This is a genomic window from Roseococcus sp. SDR (genome assembly GCF_019083995.1).
Classification (GTDB): Bacteria; Pseudomonadota; Alphaproteobacteria; order Acetobacterales; family Acetobacteraceae; genus Roseococcus.
The window spans coordinates 58,615-80,307 of sequence record NZ_JAHRCU010000021.1 but is presented as its reverse complement, the minus strand read 5'-3'; the positions used below and the strand labels follow the sequence as shown (position 1 = coordinate 80,307).

Sequence of the window (21,693 nt, the reverse complement as noted above, 5' to 3'; positions counted from 1 at the left end):
GGTCAGCCCCCCCGCGGCGCCATGATCCGCGCCTCGTCCAGCGCGGCGGGGAAGATGTCGGGATAGAGGCGCGGCGCCACGGTATCGAGCAGGCGGGCGGCGGTGGGAATCGACTGGAAGGCCAGCGCCTCGAAGCCGTTGACCGGGATCACGCGCCCCTCCCGGACGGCCCGCAGGCGCCGCCACAGGCGATCCTGCACCGGCGCGTCCGCCGCATCGGCCTGCGGCGCGCTGGCCCAATGGATCAGCAGGATGGCATCGGGATCGGCGCGATGGATGGTCTCGATACCGCCCTCCACCCAGGCGAGACGGGCATGGGGCGCGACACGGCGCGTCTCGGCGATGGTGCCCAGCACCTCGGTCAGCAGGCTGTCGGCGGTGAAGGCGTAGCGCCGGTTGCCCGTGAAGGAGACGCTCATCAGCGTGCGCCGCCGCGGCGCGAGGCGCGCATAGGCGGCGAGACGCGCATCGAAGGCGGCGATGACGGCCTCGGCCTCGGCGTCGCGGTCCAGCAGGGCGCCGAGCGCGCGCAGATTGGCGCGGACATCCGCGATGCTGTGCAGCACGGGCATCACGAAGACGGGCACATGGCGGCCCAGCGTCGCGGCGTGGTCGGCCGACCAGGTGATCACCAGCTCCGGGTCGAGCGCCAGGATGGCCTCGGCATCGGGTGTCCAGTCGGCATTCATCACCCCGGCCGGCGCGGCGGCATCGCCCAGCAGCCAGCGCATATGGGCGCGGTAGCCGCGATGGATGAGATTGGTTCCGATGGGCCGCACGCCCAGCATGAGCAACTGCGCCTCGGCACTGCCATTCAGCGAGACGATGCGCCGTGGCGGCGCCGCCAGGCGCAGCTCACGGCCCAGCCCATCGGCCAGGCTCGCCGCCCCGGCCGCCGCCGGCCAGCCGGCCAGCCACACGCCCAGCGCCCGTCGCCCGATCATGCCGTCGCCTCATGCGCCCGGCGCAGATGCTCGCGCAGCCGCGCCTGCTGCCGCTCCGGTGTGAGCAGGACACAGACGGCGCAGGTCTCGCCCTCCGGATGGGTGTACCAGCGGCAGCAGCCCCCGCGCGTGATGAACCAACGCTCGGCGAGGATGCGGTCCGGGTCGGCGGGATCGGGCAGCGTGATGCGCTGGAAGCCTGAGACCGGGTTGTGCAGCCGCGAGCCCGGGCGCCGCGTGATGGCCAGCGCCGCCGCCTGCGCGTGGAGGACGTCGCCGGCTTGCTCGCCCACATTCAGGAAGGACAGGCAAACCATGTCGGCGACCAACCGCCACAGCGCGCCGGGCGAGAGGCCGGCGGCACGGTGAAGGGCCGCCACCACCGGGGACATCGCCGCGACGAGCGCATCGTGGAAGGCCTCCTGCAGCGCGGCCGGCGTGCCCGCGAGGAGCGGTTGGCCAGGAGCGATGCGGACGATATGGCGCACGGATTGGCCGGCCTTGCCGCCATGCTCCCAGCTGTAGAGTTCGGCACGGAACGCGACCGTATCGGGCGTGAGCCGCGGCACCTCGCCGCGCAGCACGAGCAGGCCGGCCAGCGCATGGGCCAGGCTGCGCGCCGCCCGGCTGATCGCGAAGGCGGCCTGGGCCTTGCGGTCCAGGCCGGGGTGGATGCGGGCTTCGGCGTCCAGCAGGGATTGCAGGGCCAGAGGGTCCGCGCCGGCCAGCATCGCGGGGGTGAAGGCGCCGGGCCCGGGCGGCCCCGCCTCGGCGCGCAGATCCGGCAGGTGCCGCGCGATGCCGGCCAGGGCCTCGGCCAGGCCCGGCCCGGCTGGCCTATCCGCATGGGGCGCTGCCAGCCGATCCATGGCCGTCAGAACTCCGCGCTCAGCGAGAAGAGATAGGTCCGCGGCGCGCCGACCAGGGCCTGCCCCGCGATGCTGGAGCGCGCGGCCCAGTAATCGGTGTCGAGGACGTTCTCGACGGTGAAGCGCGCGGTCAGGCGTGTGTTCTCGATCCGAAAGGTCTGGCGCGCGCCGATGTCAAAGCGCGTCCAGCTCGGCAGCGGCTGGCGCTCCGCCGCATCCACGAAGGCGCCCGAGGCATAGAGGGCGCGCCCCGTCAGCGTCAGGCCCGGCACGGCGGCGATGTCCTGCTCCAGATAGGCCGTGGCCTGGTATCGCGGCACGCCCGGCGTCCGCTTGCCGTCATTGACGCCGCCCGCCGTCCGCACCTGCTCGGCATCGAAATGCGTGATGCCGGCGAGGATCCGCGTCCCCGCGATGGGCTCGCCAAAGAGGTTCAGCTCCAGGCCGCGCGTCCGCGTCTCGCCATCCACGCCGAAGATGAGCGTGGTCGGGTTGATGAAGGAGGAGGGCTGGGTGATCTGAAAGCCGGCCAGCGTCGCGGCGAATTGGTCGAAATCGTATTTCGCGCCGATCTCGTATTGCTCGCTCCGGAAGGGCGCGAAGGCCTGCCCGGCATTGGCGGCGCCGACCGGCGCGATGGGCCCCACGCTCAGCCCCTCCACGTAATTGCCGTAGAGGGAAAGCCGCTCGGTCGGCTTGACGAGCAGCGCGGCCAGGGGTGCCAGCGCGCTGTCCACGAAGAGCTGCGTCCGCGCGCCGGAGGTGTCGAAGCTCTCCTGCCGGATCCGCTGCTGCCGCAGGCCGAGCGTCAGCTGCACGCGGTCATTCAGGACCGACGCCGTGTCGCTCAGGGTGACCCCCTCGAACTGGCTGGCGCTGGTGCGCGGCATATTACCGGCGAAGACGCGCGCCGTGATCGGCACATCGGGGCTGACATAGAGATTGCCCAGGACCGAGGAACCGAGCGTGGCGGCCTGGTCGCCGGAATCGCGCCACAACCCGCTCACGGCCAGGACGGCGTTGTGGCGGACCGGGCCCGTCTGCAGCCGGGCCCGCAGGCTGGCCTCGACCGTCTGGCTCTGGACGAAGAGCTCGTACTGGCTCGGTGAATAACGGGTGAGGCCGCCCGAACTCAGCAGGGTGGGGCCGGCCGCGATGCCCAGCTCCTTGATATAGCCCCGTCCATAGGCGAGCCCGGCCGTGACGCTGTCGGTGACGTCGTATTCGGCGCGGCTGGCCATGTAGAGCCCCTGGGTTTCGCCATAGCCCGCGGTCGGGAAGAGCCGCTTGCTCCCATTGGGCGCGTTCGGGATCTGGAAGCCGGTCCCGATGGTGACCAGGCTGGTGGGCGGATTGACATCCGTGTTCAGGAACCCGCCATCCAGCGACATCCTGAAGCGCTCGCCCCGATAGTCGAGCCCGAGCGAGCCGCCGAGCCGCCGCAGCCCCGTCGTGCTCACCGGGCTCTCGCCGTCGCGGTACATGAAGCTGCCACGCACGCCGAACTCATTATTCTCGCCATAGCGCCGGCCGATCTCCGCCAGGGCGCCGAAATTGGAGCGCGATCCGTAGAGGCCCGTGATGCGGTTCAGCGGCGCATCCCCGGCGCGGGCCGGGACGAGGTTGACCGTGCCGCCCGGGGAGGCGCCGGGCGACAATCCGTTCAGGACGGCGCTGGCCCCCAGCAGGACCTCCACGCGCTCGACGCCCAGGATGGAGGCCATGCGCTCAGGCACCACGCCATTCAGGCCATCGAAGGTGAATTGCCCGGGACCGGCGGTGAACCCGCGGATCGAATAGAATTCGATGAAGCCGGTGCGGGGATTGATCGTCTGGATCGAAGGATTGTTGACCAGGACGTCCCCCAGGCTGCGCCCCTGCTGCTCGGCCATCAGGTCACGGGTGAAGCCCTGGGTGCTGAAGGGCGTGTCGAAGATGGAGCGGTTGCCGAGCGTGCCCATCCGCGTCCCGCTGGCCACCTGCCCGCCGGCGAAGGCCGCCGGCGGCGGCCCGATCACGGCGGTGGGCGGGATAAGCCCCGCATCCACGCGCACCTCGGGCAGAGCCACGGCCTCGTCGGACGTCCGCACCCGCATCAGCGTCACCGTCCGCGCGTCACTGCGCTGCCAGGTGAATCCCGTGCCCGCCGTCAGCGCGGTCAGCGCCTGCTCCGCGGTCAGCCGCCCGCGGACCCCGGGTGATGGCGCGCCGCTGGCCTCGGCCTGGGTGAACACCACGCTCAGGCCCGTGACCCGCGCGAAGTCATTCAGCGCCGCAGGCAGCGGGCGCGCGCCGATCTCGAAGTTCCAGCTCCGCTCCGGCGCCGCCACGGGCGCGCCCTGAGCCCAGGCGGCTGCCGGCCCTGGGCCGCCCCCCTCCCCTGCCGGCCATCCGGCCCAGGCAACGCTGGCCAGCAAGGCAACCCGCCACATCTTCCCCCGACCCAGACCCATCACCCTGTCCCCCGACATCACGCAGATCCGCCTTGGCTTTCTGACATTGCGACTCACTCGCATTTGCATAAACGAGTCCAAGTCGCTCTTCCCCTCACGCGGGGACCAAAAAAAGATCAGCGCAGGACGACGAGGTGGCTGGTGAAATCCTGGCGCCGGAAACCCAGGATGGATTGCAGCGAGGCGAGCGCCGCCGCTGGATCGCTGGCCGGAAGGTTCGCACTCACCCGCCGATCGGCCAGTTCGGCCGAGGCGATGACGATCCGCCCGGGCCGATGGCGGCCCAGCGCCTCGATCACCTCAGCGAAGCGCGCCTGCTCGAAGATCAGCCGCCCGTCCCGCCAGGGCGCCACATCCTCGGGCGCGATGGGCGCGACGGCGCCAGCACCGCGCGGGCCGAAGCGCATCTGCTCGCCGCGGCCGAGGATCGCGCTTCGCGCGCCAGGGGCGCGGAGTTCCACCCGGCCGGAGGCGACGGCGAGGACGGCCTCCTCCCCGGCATGGCGCAGGGCGAAACGGGTGCCGAGCACCTGCACCTCGCCGGCCGCGGCCGCGACGATGAAAGGCCTGGCTTCGGGCACCACGGAGAACCACGCGGCCCCGCGCAACAAGCTAACGCGCCGCTCATCCGGCCCGAAGGCGAGATCCACGGCGCTGTCGGCCTCGAGTTCGAGGGTGGAGCCGTCGGGCAGCACGAGGCTGCGCCGCTCGGCGCGCGCGGTGACGACGTCTGCCAGGGTGTCTTGGATCAGGGCGGGGCGTTCCAGCCAGGCGCCGCCCACCAGCAGGAGGGCGGCGGCGCAGGCGGCGGCAAGGCGCGAGGCACGCATGCGGGGCCGCCTCTGGGCAGCCGCCGGGGCGGCCCATCGCGGGCTGGGCGGCGCGCCCCCGCGCGCGGCAAGCCGCGCGGCGCCCTCGCCGGTCGCGCGCCAGAGCGCCTCGGCCCGGGCGAAGGCGACATCGTTCGCGGGATCGGCGCGCCACACGGCGAAGGCCGCGCGTTCCTCCGGCGTCGCGTGCCCGAGGCGGACAAGCCAGACGACCGCCTCCTCCAGCCGTTCATCCTCCGGCGTCACGTCATTCCGTCCTGCCTCCGGCCGATGCGGTGTTGGGTCAGCATCCCTGCTGACAGCCTTGACGAGTCCCGATGTCCCAACCCCTCATCCGGGAGCATCAGCCGCGATCGAGGATGGCGCGGCAGGCAAGGAGGGCGCGGGCGATGTCCCGCTCGACGGTGGCGAGCGAGACGCCGAGGAGCTGGGCAATCTCTGGGCAGGTGCGCTCATGCACACGGTTCAGCAGAAACGCTTGGCGCGTACGCTCGGGCAGCGCCGCCAGGGCGGCCTCGACCGCCTCCAACTCCTGGCGGCCGGCGAGCACGGCGTCCGGCGCAGGGGACCGATCCGGCAGGTCGGGCGAAATTGCCGCGCGGGGGGCACGATGGGACACGGCGCGGAGATGGTCGGTGGCGATGTTGCGCGCGCTGACAGTGAGGTATCGCGCCGCGGCATGGGCATCCACGGGTGGGCGCTGCCAGAGACGAAGGAACAGATCCTGCACGAGGTCGGCCGCGGCGGCGCGGCAACCGACCCGGCGCGCAATGCGCCGTTCCATCACCCCGCGTTGCAGCAGGAAGGCACGGAGGAGGGGCTCGTCATGGGTCATCCGGCGCGGTGCGGGGTCCTGGCGGGAGGGTGCGGTGCGAATTGCGTGCCGGCAGATATACAGAGTTGCAAATCATTCGCAACTGACCATCCACCTAAAGTTGTGAACCTGACCTGACCCCCTAGAAGCGATCCGTCGGTCATGTAGTCCGGCGGCAGCAAAGGGGTATCTGGGATGGCGTGTGCCAAGGCCCCATGACCGTGGTTGGCGCCGAGGGGCTGCTGGGCTGCGCCTTTCATGTCGAGCGGGGGAACTGTTCCAACAAGCGGACCATCCGCCGGCAGGTGCTCACCGAGCGCGTTCTCCAAGGTCTCAAGGAGCGGCTGCTCGCGCCCGAGCTGGTGGAGGAGCTCGTGTCGGCCTTCGTGGCCGAGATCAACACCGCCAACCGGGAGCGCGGGGCGCGTACGGCTCGGCTGGTCCAGGAGGAGACGCGCCTGGCCCGTCAGGTCCAAAATTTTCTCGATCTGATCAAGGAGGGCCACGGGAGCGGCGCAAGGGTGGCGGAGCTTCGCAAGGTCGAGGCCCGGCAGACGGAGCTCGCCGCCGAGATGGCCGCGGCCGAACGCCCTGAGCCGGTGCCCACGCCTCACCCCAACCTGCCCGCGCTTTATCGCCGGCGGGTCGAGGCGCTGGAGGAGGCCTTGGCCGATCCTGAGACGGCGATGGCGGCGACGGAGGCTCTTCGTGAGTTGATCGAGGCGATCCAGGTCTTTCCGCGTGAGCGTCGTGGCGAGGTGAGCCTCACGCTGGTCGGCGACTTGGCGGCTTTCCTGCAGGCTGGTGGGGCAACTGCTGCCGAGGGTTCCACGGCTGTTCTCGTGGCCCAGAACGGCGAAACGCCCGTAACTCGTTGGAGCTACGGGCGTTTCGGTCGTGTGTTGGGATCGTTGGATGCGGGGACCTGCAGACAGCTTGATTTGCTGTTGATCGCGTGATTCGGGGACTGGGTTCGGCCTATTCAAAGACGTCATTGCGCCACGCGATGCGTCCCAACGCCTGGAAGGCGTTCGGATCTGATTCGTCGTCATGCACCTGACCCGAACACATCTACCTCGCGAGCGCTCCTGCTGATGCCGAACTGACCACGCGCGCGCGCCTGACGAATCCCGCGAACATCGCGGTGATCATCTCCCGCGTCTCGGCGGGGGCCCTTGCGGGATTGCCGGCATCGAAGGGCGGCTCAGGGTCGTATTCCGCGACGAGCTGCACCGCTTTCGCATAGGCGTCGTCCCGCAGGGCGGCCACCATGGTCAGGCCGAAATCAATGCCGGCCGTCACCCCGCCCCCGGTGGCACGGTTACGATCGATCACCACGCGCTGCTCCACCGGAATGGCACCGAAGATCGGCAGCAGGTCGCGCGTCATCCAGTGCGAGGTGGCGCGGTAGCCGCGCAGCAGCCCGGCCGCGCCCAGCAGCAGCGAGCCGGTGCAGACCGCCGTCGCCCATTGTGCCTTCGCCCCGCGATCGGCGAGGAAGGCCATGGTCTCGGCGTCCTCCATGGCACCCAGCGTGCCCTCGCTGCCGCCGGGCACGCAGAGCACGGTCAGCCGCTCGGGACAGCTGGCGAAGTCGGTGTCCGGGATCACCGTCAGGCCCGTATCCGTTACGATGGGCTCGCGCGTCTTCGCCACCAGGCGCACCGTCGCCCCCATCAGCCCGCGGAACATGTTGTGTGGCCCAACGAAGTCGAGCGCCGTGCAGCCCGGATAGATCAGGAAGGCGATGTCCTCCGGCCCGCGGGCCGGAGCCAGGTGGAAGCGCGACATGTCGTGCTCATGCTGTGTCGCGGCGGGCGCGGTGGCGGGCTGCGCCGAGGCAGCCCGCGCCGCGCCCACCACCGCCAGCGCGGCGGCGAGCGCCGCGCGGCGGGATTGGTCTTCGGTCATCGCATCCCCCTCAGAAGCGCAGCGCGGCGGAGACATAGACCGCCGCCGGCGCGCCCGGCGCCATCGCATTGTTGAAGTAGCTGAAGGGGATCACGTAGTTGCGATTGCCGATATTGCGCGCCGCCACACTCATCCGCAGCGGCCCGTTCTCGTAGTTGATGGCCGCGTCGAAGATCGTGTAGCCCGCCGTGCGGATCGCATTGGGCTGGTCGGAGGTATTCGCCCCGGCAACCGAGGTCAGCCCGCCGCCGAAGGAGAAGCCCTGCGCCCAATCGGGCAGCGGCAGGCCGCGCAGGCGATAATTCGCCCAGACGCGCCCGGCATTGCGCGGCACCAGGCGCAGCGGTGTGCCCGGTGCGATGATGCTGTCCGACACCGTCTCGGCCATGGTGTAGGCATAGGTGCCGAGCAGCGAGAATTGCGGGTTGGGCTGCCACAGCAGGTCCATGTCGAAGCCGCGCGAACGCTGCTCGCCGATCTGGCGGTTGCCGCCGGCGGCCAGGTCGAAATACGGCACGTTGTTCCGCTGGATGTTGAAATAGGCGAGGTTGCCGCTCAGCCCGAAGGGCAGGTTCAGCTTCACGCCCGCCTCGAATTGCTGGCCTTCCTCGGGCTTGGGCGCGGTCAGGAAGCCACCAAAGCCATAGCCGCTGGGCGAGCGGATCGAATTGCCCCACCCGACGAAGGGCGTCAGCCCCGGCAGGATGTCATAGCCCACGCCCACGCGGCCCGTCGGCTTGGTGGTGGAGGCGGTGGTGTTGATGCCGGCGCTCGGCACCTCGGTCTGGATGTTGATGTTGGTCAGCCGGACCGCGCCCAGGATGTGCAAGCGGTCCCAGAGCTTGATCTGGTCCTGCAGGAAGCCCGCCGTGGTCGTGTAGGTGTTGTTGGTCTGCGGGATCGCGAAGGGGCTGCCCGCGCTGGGCTGCACCCAGGGCGCCTGGGTCGGTGATGCGAAGTTGAAGATCCCCGCATCGCCGATATTCATCAGCCCATTGTCGCGCGTCTGGTCGAACTCGAAGCCCGCCAGCACGGTGTGCTGCGCCGGCCCGGTGCTGAAGTTGGCGCGCACCATCGGCATGACCGAGAGCTGCGACAGGTTCTGGTCGAGATAGGCGGTGAGGCGCGAATAGGTGTAGGGCCCGACCGGCAGGCCGAAGGCGGCGAGCGGCGGACCGAACTGGAACTGCGCCGGCTGGCTCAGGCTGTTGGTCGAGAACTGCCCGATCAGGCTCGCCGTGAAGACGTCGTTGATCCGGTGATCGAAGCTCATCCGGACGCCGTTGCGCTGGGTCTCGGTGCGCGGGACGTTGCCGCCATTCGCGTTGACGAAGCGGTCGAAGGGAATGCGAGGGCTGCCGCCGCTGACGCCGGGCGGGAGGCCCGGATAGTCATTCGCCTTGCGCTGCGAGAAGAAGGCCTGCACCACCAGGTTTGTCGTGTCGCTCGTCACGCTGAAGGTGGGCAGGACGTTGTAGCCCTCGGTCGTCACATTCTCGATATAGGAGCGGCCATACTGCGTCTCGGCCTGCAGGCGCATCGCGAAGACCGTGCCGGTGTTGGGGTCGCGATAGGCCTGGTTCACATCCACCCAGGGGTTGCGATAGCCATAGGGGCCGACGGTGATGCCGGCGGCATAGCTGTTGTTGGGCAGCGGGCGCTGCGAGATGATGTTCACGAGGCCGCCGAAGCCGCCACCCAGGCCACCGCCGAACAGCGCGCCCGAGGGGCCCTTCACGATCTCGATCCGCTCGATGCCGAGCAGGCTCTGCGCGAGGCCGAGCTCGCTGTAGCTTTGCAGCCCGTCGCGGAAGATCTCCGCCTGGAAGCCGCGGATATAGGTGTTGAGCGTCTGGTTCAGGAAAAGCGGGCTCTCCGGCACCACCGCGGCGGAGTTGCGCAGCGCCTCCTCCAGCGTCGTGGCGCCCTGATCGGTGAAGAGGCTGCGCGGGATGACCGTCACCGATTGCGGGATGTCCTGCAGCGGCGTGTTGGTGCGCGTGGCCGTGCCCGAGGTGAGCGCCTGGTAGCCGCGCAGCGGGCCCACCTGATCGCGCTCCTCGCGACCGATCACGGTGGTGGGCGGGACGGTGGACTCGACCGGGCGCGCGGGCGCCGGCTCGGTCTGGGCGGAGGCGGCGCCGGCGGAAAGAAGGGCGGCGGCGACGGACAGGCTGAGCTTGTGCCGCTCGCGGCGGCGAAGGGTCTTGGACAAGGGATGGATCCTCTCGATGGGTCATGGTGCGCAGGCAGGCGGGAACGCGCCCGCTGCGCCGCGCGGGACGTCAGGAGAGGAGCAGGGGTGGTGCGCGGGACCCGGAAGGCGGGCCGCGGATGGCGGGTGGTGGTGCGGGCGGACCGGCGGCGCGCCAGGCGGCCTCCTGCCGCATCCAGAGGGGTGCCGGCGGCAGCGGCGCATCGGCGATGGGCGTTTGCGGCAGGGCGTGGCAGAGCGGGCAGAAGCCCTCCGGCGTCGCCGGAGCGCCGGCGCCATCCTCCGTCATCCGGATGAGCTTCAGCCCCTCCGCCGTGCAGATCTCCATCAGGCCGGACGCCGAGCCCCGGCCCAGGCAGAGCGTCGGCGCGAGAACCACCTGCAGCAGCAGGAGACCGGCCAGCAGGCGGCGGAAGCGGCGCGTCATCGGAACGGATCGGCCAGACGCGGATCGCGCGTCATCCGGTCATCGGTGAGGCTGTTCAGGAAGGCCAGGAGATCGGCGCGCTCGCGCTCACTCAGGCGGAAGCCCGCGAGCAGGGACGATGTGTGCGGCCCGCGCGCGCGGCCGCCCCGCGCGTAATGGCGCAGCACCTCCTCCAGCGTCGCCATCGAGCCGTCATGCATATAGGGCGCGGTCAGCGCCACATTGCGCAGCGAGGGCGTGCGGAAGGCCCCGTTCTGCGCCGGGTTGCCCGTATGCTCACCGATGCCGCCGCTGCGCGCCACGCCGGTGTCGTGAAAGCCGATCTCGGGCGCGATCAGCCGCGCATGGGTCACGTTGTCGGTGAAGAGGAAGCCGCCATGGCAGTGGTAGCATTCCAGCCGCTCGCCGAAGAACAGCCGCTCGCCCCGGCGCGCGGCCGGGCTGATCGCGTTGCGGTCGCCGCCCCAGCGATAGCGGTCATAGGGGCTGTCGAAGCTCGTGATGGCGCGTTGGAAGGCGGCCAGCGCGCGGGTCAGCGTCTCCAGCGTGATCGCCCCCTCGCGTTCGGGGAAGGCGGCAGCGAAGAGCGGCGGGTAGCGCGGATCGGCCGCCAGTGCCGCGAAGATCTCGGCCTCGCGGCCGGACATGCCCATCTCGACCGGATGGTCGGAAAACAGCGGGATGAGCGCCTGTTCCTCCAGCCGCGTCTGGCCGGGATTGGCCCAGGTCAGCACCGGGGCCCAGGCGAGGTTCACGAGGCTCATCGGGTTCTTCAGCCCGGGCGAGCCATCCACGCCCGGCACCGTCGCGCGGTTCACCGTGAAGGCGCGCGATTGCTGGTGGCAGGTGGCGCAGCTCATGCTGCCATCGCGCGAGAGGCGCGTGTCATGGAAGAGATGCCGGCCGAGCTCGACCTCCGCCGCGCGCAGCGGACGGTCGAGCTGCGGCGGCGGCACCCAGGCCGGCAGGCGCCACTCCCACAGCGCGGTGGTGGCGGTGCCGCCCCAGGCGGCCAGCAGCAGCGCGGCCGCGACAGCGAGGGCCGCGAGGCGCCTCACCGCGCCGCCTGGCGCAGCGGCTGCACGCGGAAGAAGCGCTGCTCGCCGGCGGCCAGGTCCATATAGGGCAGGCCCAGCGCCGGCAGCACGGAGCGGCATTCGGGGTCATTCGGGAAGGACATGCAGCCGGGCGGCGTGCGCTCGGTGTTGCGGGTGATGTCCACGCCCGCCAGCACGGGCCCGACATCGGCGATCACCGACGTCGAGAGCGGATCGAAGCCGGTCAGCGTGATCACCGGGCGGTTGGGGTTGCGGCAATCGCGGCCGGGCTGGGTGGGGGCGGCGGCCACGCATTGCGTGCTGCCCAGGTGCAGGGCGAAGCCGCCCTCCCCGGCCGCACCGACATGCGCCGGCGCATTCGCCGCGGCCGGGGCAGCAGCGCCGACCTGCAGGTCCACCTTCACGAACTTGTATCCGTTCTGCCAGTTCCAGAACATCGCCGTCAGGTTGAAGGGGCTCGGCGCCACCGTCGCATCCTGGTGGTTCAGCCGCTCGGGCACGCCCAGCGTGAAGCGGAGCCCGGTGTAGCTGCCGGCCGGCGCCGTCCCGCGCAGCGTCTCGTTGAGCGCGGCATTGCCGCCCTGGGCACAAGGGCCCTGGCCGTTCTCGAAATCGAGCAGCGCCACGCCCTGGTGTTGCCAGGGGGATTCGGTGAGCGTTACCGGCACGGCGCTGCCATCGGCGCGCAGCAGATGCACGTCATGCACGTAGAAGCGGAAATCGGTCGGCGTGGCGGTGGCCTGGGTGCTGCCGAGGCCGCCATAGCTCTGGCCGCAGGCGAAGGCGGCGCCGTTCACCTGTGCGGCGAAGCGGATCGCGACCTCCTGCTGCGCGAGGGCCGGCGCGGTGGAGAGAAGCAGGGCGGCGAGCCCGGGAATGAAGCGCGTCATGATTGTGTGTCCTTGTCGGTTCAGTGGGTGTGGCCGGGGCTGCCGGCGGCCTGGACTTCGAGGGTGATCTGCACCTCGCCCGCCTGCTCGAAGCGCAGGGTCAGGGGCACCTCGGCGCCACGGCGCAACGGCTCGGTCAGACCGATCAGCATCACATGCAGCCCGCCGGGGCGCAGGCGCACGGTCTGGCCCGGCGGCACGGGGATGTCCGCCACGGGGCGCATGCGCATCACCTCGCCCTCGCGGATATGCGTGTGCAGTTCGACCGTGCGGGCGATGGGCGTGGAGGCCGCGATCAGCTTGTCCGGGCGGGCGCCCACATTGCGCAGCGTCATGAAGCCCGCGCCATTGGTGTTGGCGCCGGCGGCGCGCGTCCAGGGATGGCCGATCCTGAGATCGCCCAGGGTGAAGTCGTGATGCGCGAGCGCCGGTGTCGCGAGCAGGGTGGCGGCGCCGGCGATCAGGCCGCGGCGAGGGATGGGTGTCATGGCGTTCTCCGTTCTGTTGCGGGGTCAGTTGGGCAGGCGGGCGGGCTGGAGCGTGGCGGCCGCGCCGCGCGCCTCGATCCGCCCGACGAGCCGGGCGAGCTGCACGGCGGCCAGCGCCCCCGCCGCCGGATCGCCCACATCACAGGCATCGCCCGCCGCGGTGGCGGTTCGCTCCAACTCCGCCGCCTCCGCGGCACTGGCCAGCGGCAGCACGGCGCGCGACCAGGCGATGGCGGGATCAAGGCCGGCGCGGCAGAGCACGGTGAGCTCGGCGTTCATCGCTTCCGGATCGCAGGCGCGGGCCAGGGGCGGCGCGGCGAGGAGGGCGGCGGCCAACAGGAGGATGCGGATGCGCATGGGCAGGGCTCCGGTCTCACGAGCCCGCCACCGCGCGGGTCAGCGCGGCGGCCAGGGCTTCGGGGGTGGTTTCGGGGGAAAACAGGCGCAGCGCCCGGCCATCCGGCCCGGCGAGGTAGATGAAGGAGGAGTGGTCCATCAGATAGGCGTCGGGGTCCCGGCCGGCGGTCTGCTTGGCATAGAAGACGCGCCAAGCACGGGCCGCCGCGCGCGTTTCCTCGGGCGTTCCGGTCAGCCCAATCAGCGCCGGGTGGAACAGGGCCGTGTAGTCTTTAAGCCCGGCCGGATCGTCGCGCTCCGGGTCCACCGTGATGAAGAGGGGCTGGATGCGCGCCTGGGTCGCGGCCGGCAGCAGATCAAGCGCGGCCGCTATCTTGCCGAGTTCCGTGGGGCAGACATCGGGGCAGTAGCGATAGCCGAAATAGATCAGCAGGAAGCGCCCGGCATAGCTGGCCTCCGTGACGCGCCGCCCCTCCTGGTCCACCAGGCTGAAGGGGCCGCCCAGGCTGGCGGCGATGCCGGGGATGGCGTTCTCCGCGGCCGGCGCCAGGCCGCCGCGATGGAACCACATCGCCCCACCGGCGGCCGTGGCCGCGAGGAGGGCGATCATCGCCACCCCCTGCCTGATCCGGTCCGACATCGCCACCGCCTCAGGGCGCCACGGGCATGGGACCGCTGGGCCGGGACGCCCCGCTGGCCCCAAAGACGGCGACGCGGTTCGGCATGGCGACGACGGGGAAGCTCCGCACCACCTCCCGCCGGGCGGTGTCGATCACGCTGATCGTGGCATCCACATTGTTCGGCACGATCAGCCAGCGGCCATCGCCGGTGATGGCGTTGTCGCGGTGGCCGGTATGCGCGCCGACACGGATGGTGGGCAGCTGGCGCGGCTCATTCGGCACCGAGACGTCCACCACCGCCACGCCATGGCTGCGCGTGGTCGCCGCCCCGAGGGTCGCGAGCGGCAGGAACAGGGTGTCGGCCACCAGGGTCGCATAGCCGGTCCGCAGCCCCGCCTCCGGCGTGCCGGCCAGGCTGCGGGTGCAGTCCGGACCATCGGCGAGGATGGGCAATTCCGCCGCGACACGATCGGCCCGCGCGTCCAGCAGCGCCACCTGACCGACTTGGCAGGCGACGCCCCGGCTGCGGGCATCGCCCTCGCGCGGGGCGAATTGCGGGGCATAGGCGAAGCCGGCGGTGGGATGGGCGGCGATGGCCGCACCACCCCAGCCCCGCGTGGCCGGCAGCAGCCGGAAGGCGGGCGCCTCGGCGCGGCTGTCGAGGCTGACGAAGGCGCCCATGCCATTGAGGTTGTGCCAGGCGCGGCCTGTCAGCGGATCGGTCGCGGTGCCATGCGGCGCGGGGCGCACCCCCGCCTGACCACCGCGCGGGTGGCAGGGGCGCGCACCAGGATGGGCCGGAGTGGGCCCCGTCAGGCCGATGCCGGCCGCATCCAGCGCGGCGACCACGCGCGGCTCCGTGGGATCGGCGAAATCCACCACCTGCAGCACGGCCGCGCAATCACCGATATTCGAAACCACCGCCCGCGCCCGATCCGGGGCGAAGGCCAGCTTGTGGTGGCCGGTGCCAAGTCGCACCTCACCCAGGGGCCGCAGGAAGGTTGGGCTGCCCGGCGTGGCGTCCACGAAGAGGGCGGAGCTGTCCGCGGCGGGCGTCCCCGGCGGCGTGCGGCTCTCATCGCCGTCATTCGTGATGACAACGACGCGGCGCCCTTGCAGCGGCGGCGAGAGATAGGCGTGCACCGGCCGCGTGCCGCCCAGCGTGGAGGAGGGGAAGCGCGCCACTTCGTTCAGCGTGTTGGCGTCCACCACCACCACCGCATGGCCATCACGGTGGTTGAGAAGCAGATGACCGGTCTCGAGCATCACGATATCGGCCGAGACGCCGGGCGTGGCAAAGCGGGCCAATTCCTGGCCGGTGGCGAGGTCATAGGCGACCAGCGCGTCCTGGCCTGAGACGAAGACACGGTCCTGCGCGGCGAGCGGCGCGGCGGCGAAGAGGAAGGGTGCGCTCAGCGCGGCGGCGAACAACGGACGGAACATGGATGGCAACTCCCCGGAATGGCGCAACGCCCCGCGCCGGGATCGGCGCGGGGGGATCTGGCAATTCAGGAGAAGCGGGGTGGTCCCGTGGGGCGATAGGGCGGCGCCCGCGCGCCCAACGGGGCGGCATCCGCCGCGGCCGATGGCGGCCGCGCGGTGAAGGCCACAAGCGGCGCCGCGACATCGGTCGGAGCCGGCAGCGTAATCTGCGGCAAGCCGTGGCAGGCGAGGCAGAAGGCGGCGGGCGCGCCCTGCCGCTCCCCCTCCCCGTCCTGGGCATCGCCCAGGTCGATCTTCACCAGGCCCTCGGCCGTGCAGATCTCCACCGGGAAGGGCTGATGGCCGGCGGGGTTCCCCATGCGCAGGCAATGCGCCAGGGCCAGGCCGCTCTGCAGGCAGAGGACCAGGGCAAGAACCCAGCTGAGCAGGCGACGGACCGGCATGGTTGGTCCCAGGCAGTAATTGCAACCCTGCCACGTGGCAAGCTTGATCCACCGGAGGGGCGTGGGGCCGCTCATTCGCCCCGGAGCAGGCTGCCGCGGCTGGCGATGAACTCGCCTACCGCCGCGACGAAGCCCTCCGCCTCCGCCGGGCCGATCTCCAGGCTGAGCGCCAGCATGCCGCGCCGCGCCAGGTAGAAGCCGCGCTCCAGCATGTCGAGGAAGAACAGCTCCCGCAGGCCGGCATCGGGGCGGAGATCGGCGGGGCTCGCAATGGGCTCGCGCTGGAAATGGACGGTCATCAGGCTGCCCAGGCCGGTCCAGCGCAGCGGCAGGCCGGGCGCGAGCGCATTGAGCTGCGCGCGCAGCCGCTCGCCCCGCTCGAACAGCGCCTCGGCCGCCTCGGGCGTGAAGATGCGGGTGAGGCCCGCCACCCCCGCCGCCATGGTCAGCACATTGTTGTTGAAGGTGCCGGCATGCGGGATGGCATCGGCGCGCCGCGGATCGTAGCGCGCCATGATATCCGCCCGGCCACCGAAGGCGCCGAAGCTCATGCCGCCGCCAATGTATTTGCCGAGCGTCGTCATGTCCGGCGTGATGCCGAGGCGCGCCTGCTGGCCGCCCGCCGACATGCGGCTGGTCATCACCTCGTCGAAGATCAGCACGGCACCCACGCGCTTCGCCTCAGCGCGCAGCAGGGCGAGGAATTCCGCCGTCGCGGGGATGCAGCCGCCCGAGCCCAGCATGGGCTCCACGATGATGGCGCCGATGCTCTCATCCAGATGCAGGCCGAGATCATTGTAGCGGCCCAGCACCCAGTCATGCGGCGCGTTGATTGGGATTCCACCGCCGCCGAAATACAGGACGCCCCCGTGATAGCCGCCCTCGAAGACCAGCACGCGGCGGCGCCGCGTCACGGCCAGCGCGGTCGCGATGGCCATGAGGTTCGCCTCGGTGCCGGAATTGGTGAAGCGCACGAGCTCCATCGAGGGGAAGCGCTCGCAGATCACCCGCGCGAGCCGCGCCTCCATCACGCCATGGCCTCCCAGGTTCCAGCCGCCATCCAGCGCGCCGTCGAGGGCAGCGCGGATCACCGGATTGCTGTGGCCATAGAGGCCGGCCGTGTATTCGCCCAGCAGATCCACATATTCGTGACCATCGGCGTCCCAGAGCCGGCAGCCCGCGCCGCGCGCCATGGTCAGCGGAAAGGGCGTGTGGAACAGCACGGTGCGCGTATTTCCGCCGGGCATCACCGCCGTCGCCTCCACATGGCGCGCGAGGCTTTGCGGATTGGCGGCGACGAAGCGCTCCCGCGCATCGGCGAGCGCGGCATCGAGGCTGGTGTTGAGCAGCGCATCGGGCATGGCGGCGCCTCGTCAGACGAAGGTGAGAAGGCGGCGCGGATTGGCCACCAGGATTGCGTCGATCTCCGCCTCGGAAAAACCGCGCCGGCGCATCATCGGCACCACGTTCGCGAAGATGTGGCCATAGCCATGGCCGCCATAGCGCGTGAGGCGCGACTGGTAGCAGATGTCATGGCTGATCACGACGCGCTCCAGATGCCCGTGCTCGATCAACTGCCGGATCCAGCGCAGGCGGATCGCGTCATTGGGCATGTCGATGTCGGCGAGCGAATAATAGGACTGCTCCTGGCCGAAGAGGTCGAACTCGATCACCACGCCACTGTCGGCCAGGCGCAGCAGGCGATCGGCATCGAAGATCGTGCGGTCGATATGGCTGATGATGACGCGGCCGGGATCGGCGCCATGGGCGCGGATGAAATCCGCCACCTCCTGCGGCTGGTCCGGATGGCGGCCGGGATGGACATTCAGCGCCGCGCCCGTCTCACCCATCGCCAGCACGGCGCCGGCCATGACGCGCCGCTCCAGCTCGGTCCAGGGCGCCTGGCAGCCGATCTCGCCGATGATGCCGGCGCGCACATCGGTGTTCCAGGCGCCCAGCGTGACCTGCTCCACCATCTCGGCGGCGAAGTGCTCCACGCTGCGGGTGCGGTTGGCCTGGGGCTGGTATTCCTCGACATAGTGGCCGCAGCCCATGATGACATGCACGCCCGCATCGCGCGCCAGCGCGACGAGGCCATTGGGGCGCGGCTCCAGCCCGCCGGAGCTGAGCTCCACCACCGTCCGGCCGCCGGCGGCGACCATGCCGCGCAGCTCCTCCGTGGCCGTGGCCTCGCAGGTCAGGCGGTAATTGCGGGGCGATTTGCGCGTGCCGTAGTTGATGGCGAAGCAGTTGCAGAGGGTGATCTCCGGCCCCTGGTCCGGATCCGCCTTCATGGCGGGCGTGCGGATGTCCCAGAGCAGGTGCTCATGCATCAGCGTGGGGCCGAGCTCGGCGGGGTCTACCAGGCCCAGGACGGTCTGCGCCTTGCCGCGCAGCGCGTCGCGGGTCAGCCTCATGCGCCGGCCTTCAGATACGCCGGGGCCTGGGCGCTGCGGTGCGCTGCGCCATAGGTGTGACCCTCCGGATAATATTCTGCGTTCCACTGCACCTCGGAGGCCGCATCCTCGCCCCCCTCGGCGGCGATGAAGCCGAGCAGCAGGTCCATCCCCGCCGAGACGCCGCCCGAGGTCCAGATCGGCCCGTCCTGCGTCCAGCGCGCTTCCTCGACCGTCACACCCGAAATCTCGCGCAGGCGCGGCAGGCCCTTCCAATGCGAGGTGGCGCGCCGGCCTTCCAGCAGCCCGGCCGCGGCGAGGATGAAGGAGCCGGTGCAGACCGAGAGCACGGCGCGCGCCGTGGCCGCGCGGGATTGCAGGAAGCCGATCAGCGCCGGGTCCTTCATCACCTCGAAGGCGGCGAAGCCGCCCGGCACCAGCAGGTAGTCGAGCGGCGGGCAATCGGCGTAGCCATGGGCCGCCACCACCTCGAGCCCCTTGGCGCAGCGCATCGGCCCCGCCTCGGCCGCCACCGTCACACAGGCGGGGCCCTTGGCATAGCTGTGCCACATGGTGGCCATCTCCCAGGGGCCGATGAGGTCCAGCTCCTCGAAGCCGGGGTAGCAGAGGAAGCCGAAGCGGCGGGCGGAGAGGTCGATCATCTCAGGCTCCCAGGGTGCAGCCGCCCTCGGCGGCGGGACGGAACACACGCTCACCCGGCAGGGTGGCGATCACCTCCATCGCATCAAGGCGATCGCGTGTCGCCCAAGACAGAGGCCAACCATAAGTGAACCCCGGCGAACAACGACAGGGGCGAACCAGCCAGAGCCGATCCCCGACCTGTCGGACCCTCCTTCCCTTCGCCCTGGAGGCCGTCGAGGCTCGAGGGCGCAACAGGGGATTGGGGCCGATGGGCGGATCGGCCAGACCCTGCGCCTGAATCCGGGCGCACCCCGGTAACGCGCGCGTGCACGGCGCCGCGCAGATCGAGCAGATCAAGGCCAGCATGCTGGCCTTCGGCTTCACCACCCCGCTGCTGGTCGACGAGGCGGGCGTGCTGATCGCCGGTCATGGCCGGCTGGAGGCGGCGGTGGCGCTCGGCATCGCGCAGGTGCCGACCATCGTGCTGCGGCATCTGTCGGCGGGGCAGAAGGAGGCGCTGCGCCTCACCGACAATCGCATCGCGGAGAACGCGACCTGGGATCAGGCGCTGCTGCGCGATGCGCTCGCCGCGGTGCAGGCGGTGCCGGACATCGACCTCGGCGCGCTCGGCTTCTCGGCGGGGGAACTCGCGGACATCCTCGCGGCGGCTGGAGATGCCGTGTCCGACGGCGACGCGCCCGAGGCCCTGTCGGCGCCCGCGGTTCAGGGGAGCGGGGACGGCGCGGCGGGGACGGAGGCGGCAGCGGCGGAGGATGACCCTGCCGACGCCGAACCGGATCCGCCGCGCCAGGCCGTCGCGCGGGTCGGCGATATCTGGCGGATGGGCGACCACCGCCTCGCCTGCGGCGACAGCACCAACCCGTCCACGATCGCGCGTGTGATGGGGCCAGAGCGCGCGGCGTTGCTCTTCACGTCGCCGCCCTATGGCAACCCGCGCGACTACACGACCGGCGGCGTCTCGGATTGGGACGCGCTCATGCAGGGCGTGTTCGCACACCTGGACACGGCGCTCGCGCGTGACGCGCAGGTGCTGGCGAACCTGGGGCTGACCCATCGCGACAATGAGTGGCAGCCCTATTGGTCGGGCTGGCTCGACTGGATGCGCGCGCAAGGCTGGCGGCGGTTTGGGCTGTACGCCTGGGACCAGGGGCCCGGCCTGCCCGGCGACTGGAACGGGCGGCTGTCGCCTGCCTTCGAGCTCCTGTTCCACTTCAATCGAGAGGCCCGCCGCCCGAACAAGATCATCCCCTGCGGTTGGGCGGGACACGTGAATTCCGAGAAGGGCGGGCTGCGCGCCAAGGACGGGACAGTCGGGGAATGGCAGCACGCCGGCCAGGGTGTGCAGGAGACCCGGATCCCGGACAGCGTGCTGCGCATCACCCGTCACAAGGCGCGCGGCATCGAGACCGAGCACCCCGCAGTGTTTCCCGTGGCGCTGCCCGAGTTCCTGATGCGCGCCTACGCCGACGAAGGCGACATCGTGTTCGAGCCCTTCGCTGGCGCCAGCACCTCCATCATCGCCGGCCAGCGGACCGGGCGCCGCGTGCGGGGGCGTCTCCGGCGCCTGCATCCAGGCGGGGATATCGCGCTCCGCGTGCAGCACGCGCCAGACGTCCAGGTGGTCGGGCTGCTCGCGATAGAAGACGACGAAGGGAAAACGCCGCACCGGCCAGGCGCGCAGCCCGTCCAAGCCAAGCTCATAGGCGTAGCGCAGCGATCCGATGCCGGGATGCGTGCCGATGCGACGGAAGGCCTGCTGCAACGCATCGATGAACCGCAGCGCCAGCACCTCGCCGCCCTCGGCCTGGTAATGAGCGATCGCCTCGTCGATGTCCTGCTGTGCAAGTTCCCGGGGGACGACAGGGCGCGCAGTCACGCCCCTGCCGGCCCGCGCACCCGGCTGCGAAGCCGCTCAAAATAGGCGTCATCGGCGACGCCAGCCGGGCGCGAGGCGGCTCCTGCCTCCAGCAGGCCGCGCAACCGCTGGCGATCCTGGTCCTTGCGGATCAGCTCGCGGACATACTCGCTGCTGGTGCCGTAGAGGCCGGTCTCGACCTGCGCATCCACGAAGGCCTTGAGCGCGTCGGGGAGGGAGATGTTCATCGTGCCCATGCGCGGGAGGATGGCCGGCTTGGCAAGAATTGGCAAGGCGAGACTGTGGCGAGCCACCGCCGGGCAGGGATTGATGATCGAGAAAGTTCAATTATAGCAATAAGATAACGCCGCATCTCGCTTGGCTCCCGCGCACCGCAGCGCGAATGGTCCGTCACACGCAGGGGATGGCCCCCGGCACCACGACGGAGACGACGATGACCAACCCCACCATCCTCCCCACCGAGAACGAAGCCTGGGGCTGCTGGGGCACGATGGGCGAGCGCGCCCCGGCCGCCTGGCCGATCGCCTTCGCCGCGATCCACGACGCGACGGGCACGGATCCGGACTCGGTGCGCGCCTTCCTCGACAGCCGCCACGGGCGCCACTTCGCGGACGAGGTCAGCAACCACCTCCACGCAGGCGCCACCCTGCCGGACGCCATCGCGCGCGCCACCGCCACCTGGATGGGCTGGCGCATCGGCCGCCGCACCAGCCGCGAGACCGGCATCCCGGCGGGGCTGCCTTACCTGACGGGCTTTGTGATCAGCGAGGGCATCGCCGCCGACGCCGTGCGCGAGGACTGACGCGAGCCCGCGACAGCGGCAACACCATGCTGTCGAAGGAATTCCCGGGCGGCATCCTGGTGCTGACCGGCGCCAACAGCGCGGTCGGGCTTCGCTCGATGACGGCGCGCTTCCTGTTCCTGGACGAGGTGGATGCCTATCAGCACCACGCCGGCGACCCGCACGGCCGGGTCATGGGTGGCGAAGCCGCGCAG

The 21,693-nt window shown here is 70.9% G+C and carries 21 protein-coding genes and 3 pseudogenes; 4 read left to right on the top strand and 20 right to left on the bottom strand.

What is annotated here, in order from left to right; all coding sequences use genetic code 11:
• Positions 1 to 2 precede the first annotated feature (2 nt).
• The 5 genes from KTR66_RS20265 to KTR66_RS20245 all read right to left on the bottom strand — a co-directional run bounded on the left by KTR66_RS20265 (position 3) and on the right by KTR66_RS20245 (position 5,931).
• Positions 3 to 944 (bottom strand): ABC transporter substrate-binding protein, encoded by a 942-nt coding sequence (locus tag KTR66_RS20265; RefSeq protein ID WP_213615810.1) that lies wholly within the window; start codon positions 942 to 944, stop codon positions 3 to 5.
• Positions 941 to 1,813: a hypothetical protein gene (locus tag KTR66_RS20260; RefSeq protein WP_213615808.1), complete on the bottom strand. Its 873-nt coding sequence runs from the start codon at positions 1,811 to 1,813 to the stop codon at positions 941 to 943. Before KTR66_RS20260 ends, KTR66_RS20265 begins: the two co-directional genes overlap by 4 nt.
• 5 nt (positions 1,814 to 1,818) lie before the next feature.
• Positions 1,819 to 4,143, bottom strand: a complete 2,325-nt coding sequence (locus tag KTR66_RS20255; protein WP_213615806.1) for a TonB-dependent receptor — start codon at positions 4,141 to 4,143, stop codon at positions 1,819 to 1,821.
• A 239-nt stretch (positions 4,144 to 4,382) separates the two neighbouring features.
• Entirely contained in the window at positions 4,383 to 5,342 is a 960-nt protein-coding gene (locus tag KTR66_RS20250; protein WP_213615804.1) for a FecR domain-containing protein, read from the bottom strand.
• A gap of 97 nt (positions 5,343 to 5,439) precedes the next feature.
• On the bottom strand, positions 5,440 to 5,931 hold the full coding sequence (locus tag KTR66_RS20245; protein ID WP_213615802.1) for an RNA polymerase sigma factor: 492 nt from the start codon (positions 5,929 to 5,931) through the stop codon (positions 5,440 to 5,442).
• 194 nt (positions 5,932 to 6,125) lie between these two features.
• On the opposite strand from KTR66_RS20245, the gene KTR66_RS20240 reads away from it, so the two are divergent.
• A complete protein-coding gene (locus KTR66_RS20240) occupies positions 6,126 to 6,869 on the top strand; it encodes a hypothetical protein (protein ID WP_213615801.1) in 744 nt (247 codons plus the stop codon).
• Between the two features lie 112 nt (positions 6,870 to 6,981).
• On the opposite strand, the gene KTR66_RS20235 is transcribed toward KTR66_RS20240, so the two are convergent.
• The 13 genes from KTR66_RS20235 to KTR66_RS20175 all read right to left on the bottom strand — a co-directional run bounded on the left by KTR66_RS20235 (position 6,982) and on the right by KTR66_RS20175 (position 18,820).
• Positions 6,982 to 7,821 (bottom strand): DJ-1/PfpI family protein, encoded by an 840-nt coding sequence (locus KTR66_RS20235; protein WP_213615800.1) that lies wholly within the window; start codon positions 7,819 to 7,821, stop codon positions 6,982 to 6,984.
• Positions 7,822 to 7,831: 10 nt separating this feature from the next.
• Complete coding sequence (locus KTR66_RS20230) at positions 7,832 to 10,036, bottom strand: TonB-dependent siderophore receptor (protein WP_213615799.1); 2,205 nt, start codon at positions 10,034 to 10,036, stop codon at positions 7,832 to 7,834.
• 70 nt (positions 10,037 to 10,106) lie between these two features.
• On the bottom strand, positions 10,107 to 10,463 hold the full coding sequence (locus KTR66_RS20225) for a DUF2946 family protein (RefSeq protein WP_213615798.1): 357 nt from the start codon (positions 10,461 to 10,463) through the stop codon (positions 10,107 to 10,109).
• The gene (locus KTR66_RS20220) at positions 10,460 to 11,521 is read right to left on the bottom strand and encodes an MbnH family di-heme enzyme (protein ID WP_213615797.1); all 1,062 of its coding nucleotides are present in this window, start codon (positions 11,519 to 11,521) and stop codon (positions 10,460 to 10,462) included. Before KTR66_RS20220 ends, KTR66_RS20225 begins: the two co-directional genes overlap by 4 nt.
• A complete protein-coding gene (locus tag KTR66_RS20215) occupies positions 11,518 to 12,411 on the bottom strand; it encodes an MbnP family copper-binding protein (RefSeq protein WP_213615796.1) in 894 nt (297 codons plus the stop codon). Before KTR66_RS20215 ends, KTR66_RS20220 begins: the two co-directional genes overlap by 4 nt.
• Positions 12,412 to 12,431: 20 nt before the next feature.
• On the bottom strand, positions 12,432 to 12,899 hold the full coding sequence (locus KTR66_RS20210) for a copper chaperone PCu(A)C (protein WP_213615795.1): 468 nt from the start codon (positions 12,897 to 12,899) through the stop codon (positions 12,432 to 12,434).
• 24 nt (positions 12,900 to 12,923) lie between these two features.
• Positions 12,924 to 13,256, bottom strand: a complete 333-nt coding sequence (locus KTR66_RS20205) for a hypothetical protein (RefSeq protein ID WP_213615794.1) — start codon at positions 13,254 to 13,256, stop codon at positions 12,924 to 12,926.
• A gap of 16 nt (positions 13,257 to 13,272) precedes the next feature.
• A complete protein-coding gene (locus KTR66_RS20200) occupies positions 13,273 to 13,866 on the bottom strand; it encodes an SCO family protein (protein ID WP_213615793.1) in 594 nt (197 codons plus the stop codon).
• Positions 13,867 to 13,906: 40 nt separating this feature from the next.
• Entirely contained in the window at positions 13,907 to 15,319 is a 1,413-nt protein-coding gene (locus KTR66_RS20195) for a YncE family protein (protein WP_213615792.1), read from the bottom strand.
• 65 nt (positions 15,320 to 15,384) lie between these two features.
• Positions 15,385 to 15,762, bottom strand: a complete 378-nt coding sequence (locus KTR66_RS20190) for a DUF2946 family protein (protein WP_213615791.1) — start codon at positions 15,760 to 15,762, stop codon at positions 15,385 to 15,387.
• 71 nt (positions 15,763 to 15,833) lie between these two features.
• A complete protein-coding gene (locus KTR66_RS20185; RefSeq protein ID WP_213615789.1) occupies positions 15,834 to 17,123 on the bottom strand; it encodes an aspartate aminotransferase family protein in 1,290 nt (429 codons plus the stop codon).
• Positions 17,124 to 17,135: 12 nt separating this feature from the next.
• On the bottom strand, positions 17,136 to 18,179 hold the full coding sequence (locus KTR66_RS20180) for a phosphotriesterase (RefSeq protein WP_213615787.1): 1,044 nt from the start codon (positions 18,177 to 18,179) through the stop codon (positions 17,136 to 17,138).
• Positions 18,176 to 18,820: a DJ-1/PfpI family protein gene (locus KTR66_RS20175; RefSeq protein ID WP_213615785.1), complete on the bottom strand. Its 645-nt coding sequence runs from the start codon at positions 18,818 to 18,820 to the stop codon at positions 18,176 to 18,178. The genes KTR66_RS20180 and KTR66_RS20175 overlap by 4 nt, the downstream gene beginning before the upstream one ends.
• Before the next feature lie 278 nt (positions 18,821 to 19,098).
• Between KTR66_RS20175 and KTR66_RS20170 the strand changes: the two are divergent.
• Positions 19,099 to 20,355, top strand: a pseudogene (locus KTR66_RS20170) (site-specific DNA-methyltransferase); the annotation flags it as partial.
• Between the two features lie 108 nt (positions 20,356 to 20,463).
• Here KTR66_RS20170 and KTR66_RS25335 read toward each other — a convergent pair.
• Positions 20,464 to 20,697 (bottom strand): annotated as a pseudogene (locus KTR66_RS25335) (type II toxin-antitoxin system RelE/ParE family toxin); the annotation flags it as partial.
• Positions 20,694 to 20,924: a type II toxin-antitoxin system ParD family antitoxin gene (locus KTR66_RS20160; protein ID WP_213615783.1), complete on the bottom strand. Its 231-nt coding sequence runs from the start codon at positions 20,922 to 20,924 to the stop codon at positions 20,694 to 20,696. The gene KTR66_RS20160 and the pseudogene KTR66_RS25335, both read right to left, overlap by 4 nt.
• Positions 20,925 to 21,079: 155 nt before the next feature.
• Between KTR66_RS20160 and KTR66_RS20155 the strand changes: the two genes are divergently transcribed.
• Both KTR66_RS20155 and KTR66_RS20150 read left to right on the top strand, forming a co-directional pair.
• On the top strand, positions 21,080 to 21,499 hold the full coding sequence (locus tag KTR66_RS20155) for a hypothetical protein (protein WP_249732286.1): 420 nt from the start codon (positions 21,080 to 21,082) through the stop codon (positions 21,497 to 21,499).
• A gap of 2 nt (positions 21,500 to 21,501) precedes the next feature.
• Positions 21,502 to 21,660: pseudogene (locus tag KTR66_RS20150) on the top strand (phage terminase large subunit family protein); the annotation flags it as partial.
• Positions 21,661 to 21,693: the final 33 nt, after the last annotated feature.

Excerpts from the sequence above, each read along its gene's own strand:
- KTR66_RS20265 (WP_213615810.1), bottom strand. The coding sequence starts at position 944 with ATGATCGGGCGACGGGCGCTGGGCGTGTGGCTGGCCGGCTGGCCGGCG.
- KTR66_RS20260 (WP_213615808.1), bottom strand. The coding sequence starts at position 1,813 with ATGGATCGGCTGGCAGCGCCCCATGCGGATAGGCCAGCCGGGCCGGGC.
- KTR66_RS20245 (WP_213615802.1), bottom strand. The coding sequence starts at position 5,931 with ATGACCCATGACGAGCCCCTCCTCCGTGCCTTCCTGCTGCAACGCGGG.
- KTR66_RS20240 (WP_213615801.1), top strand. The coding sequence starts at position 6,126 with ATGACCGTGGTTGGCGCCGAGGGGCTGCTGGGCTGCGCCTTTCATGTC.
- KTR66_RS20235 (WP_213615800.1), bottom strand. The coding sequence starts at position 7,821 with ATGACCGAAGACCAATCCCGCCGCGCGGCGCTCGCCGCCGCGCTGGCG.
- KTR66_RS20225 (WP_213615798.1), bottom strand. The coding sequence starts at position 10,463 with ATGACGCGCCGCTTCCGCCGCCTGCTGGCCGGTCTCCTGCTGCTGCAG.
- KTR66_RS20215 (WP_213615796.1), bottom strand. The coding sequence starts at position 12,411 with ATGACGCGCTTCATTCCCGGGCTCGCCGCCCTGCTTCTCTCCACCGCG.
- KTR66_RS20210 (WP_213615795.1), bottom strand. The coding sequence starts at position 12,899 with ATGACACCCATCCCTCGCCGCGGCCTGATCGCCGGCGCCGCCACCCTG.
- KTR66_RS20205 (WP_213615794.1), bottom strand. The coding sequence starts at position 13,256 with ATGCGCATCCGCATCCTCCTGTTGGCCGCCGCCCTCCTCGCCGCGCCG.
- KTR66_RS20200 (WP_213615793.1), bottom strand. The coding sequence starts at position 13,866 with ATGATCGCCCTCCTCGCGGCCACGGCCGCCGGTGGGGCGATGTGGTTC.
- KTR66_RS20195 (WP_213615792.1), bottom strand. The coding sequence starts at position 15,319 with ATGTTCCGTCCGTTGTTCGCCGCCGCGCTGAGCGCACCCTTCCTCTTC.
- KTR66_RS20190 (WP_213615791.1), bottom strand. The coding sequence starts at position 15,762 with ATGCCGGTCCGTCGCCTGCTCAGCTGGGTTCTTGCCCTGGTCCTCTGC.
- KTR66_RS20185 (WP_213615789.1), bottom strand. The coding sequence starts at position 17,123 with ATGCCCGATGCGCTGCTCAACACCAGCCTCGATGCCGCGCTCGCCGAT.
- KTR66_RS20180 (WP_213615787.1), bottom strand. The coding sequence starts at position 18,179 with ATGAGGCTGACCCGCGACGCGCTGCGCGGCAAGGCGCAGACCGTCCTG.
- KTR66_RS20175 (WP_213615785.1), bottom strand. The coding sequence starts at position 18,820 with ATGATCGACCTCTCCGCCCGCCGCTTCGGCTTCCTCTGCTACCCCGGC.
- KTR66_RS20160 (WP_213615783.1), bottom strand. The coding sequence starts at position 20,924 with ATGAACATCTCCCTCCCCGACGCGCTCAAGGCCTTCGTGGATGCGCAG.
- KTR66_RS20155 (WP_249732286.1), top strand. The coding sequence starts at position 21,080 with ATGGTCCGTCACACGCAGGGGATGGCCCCCGGCACCACGACGGAGACG.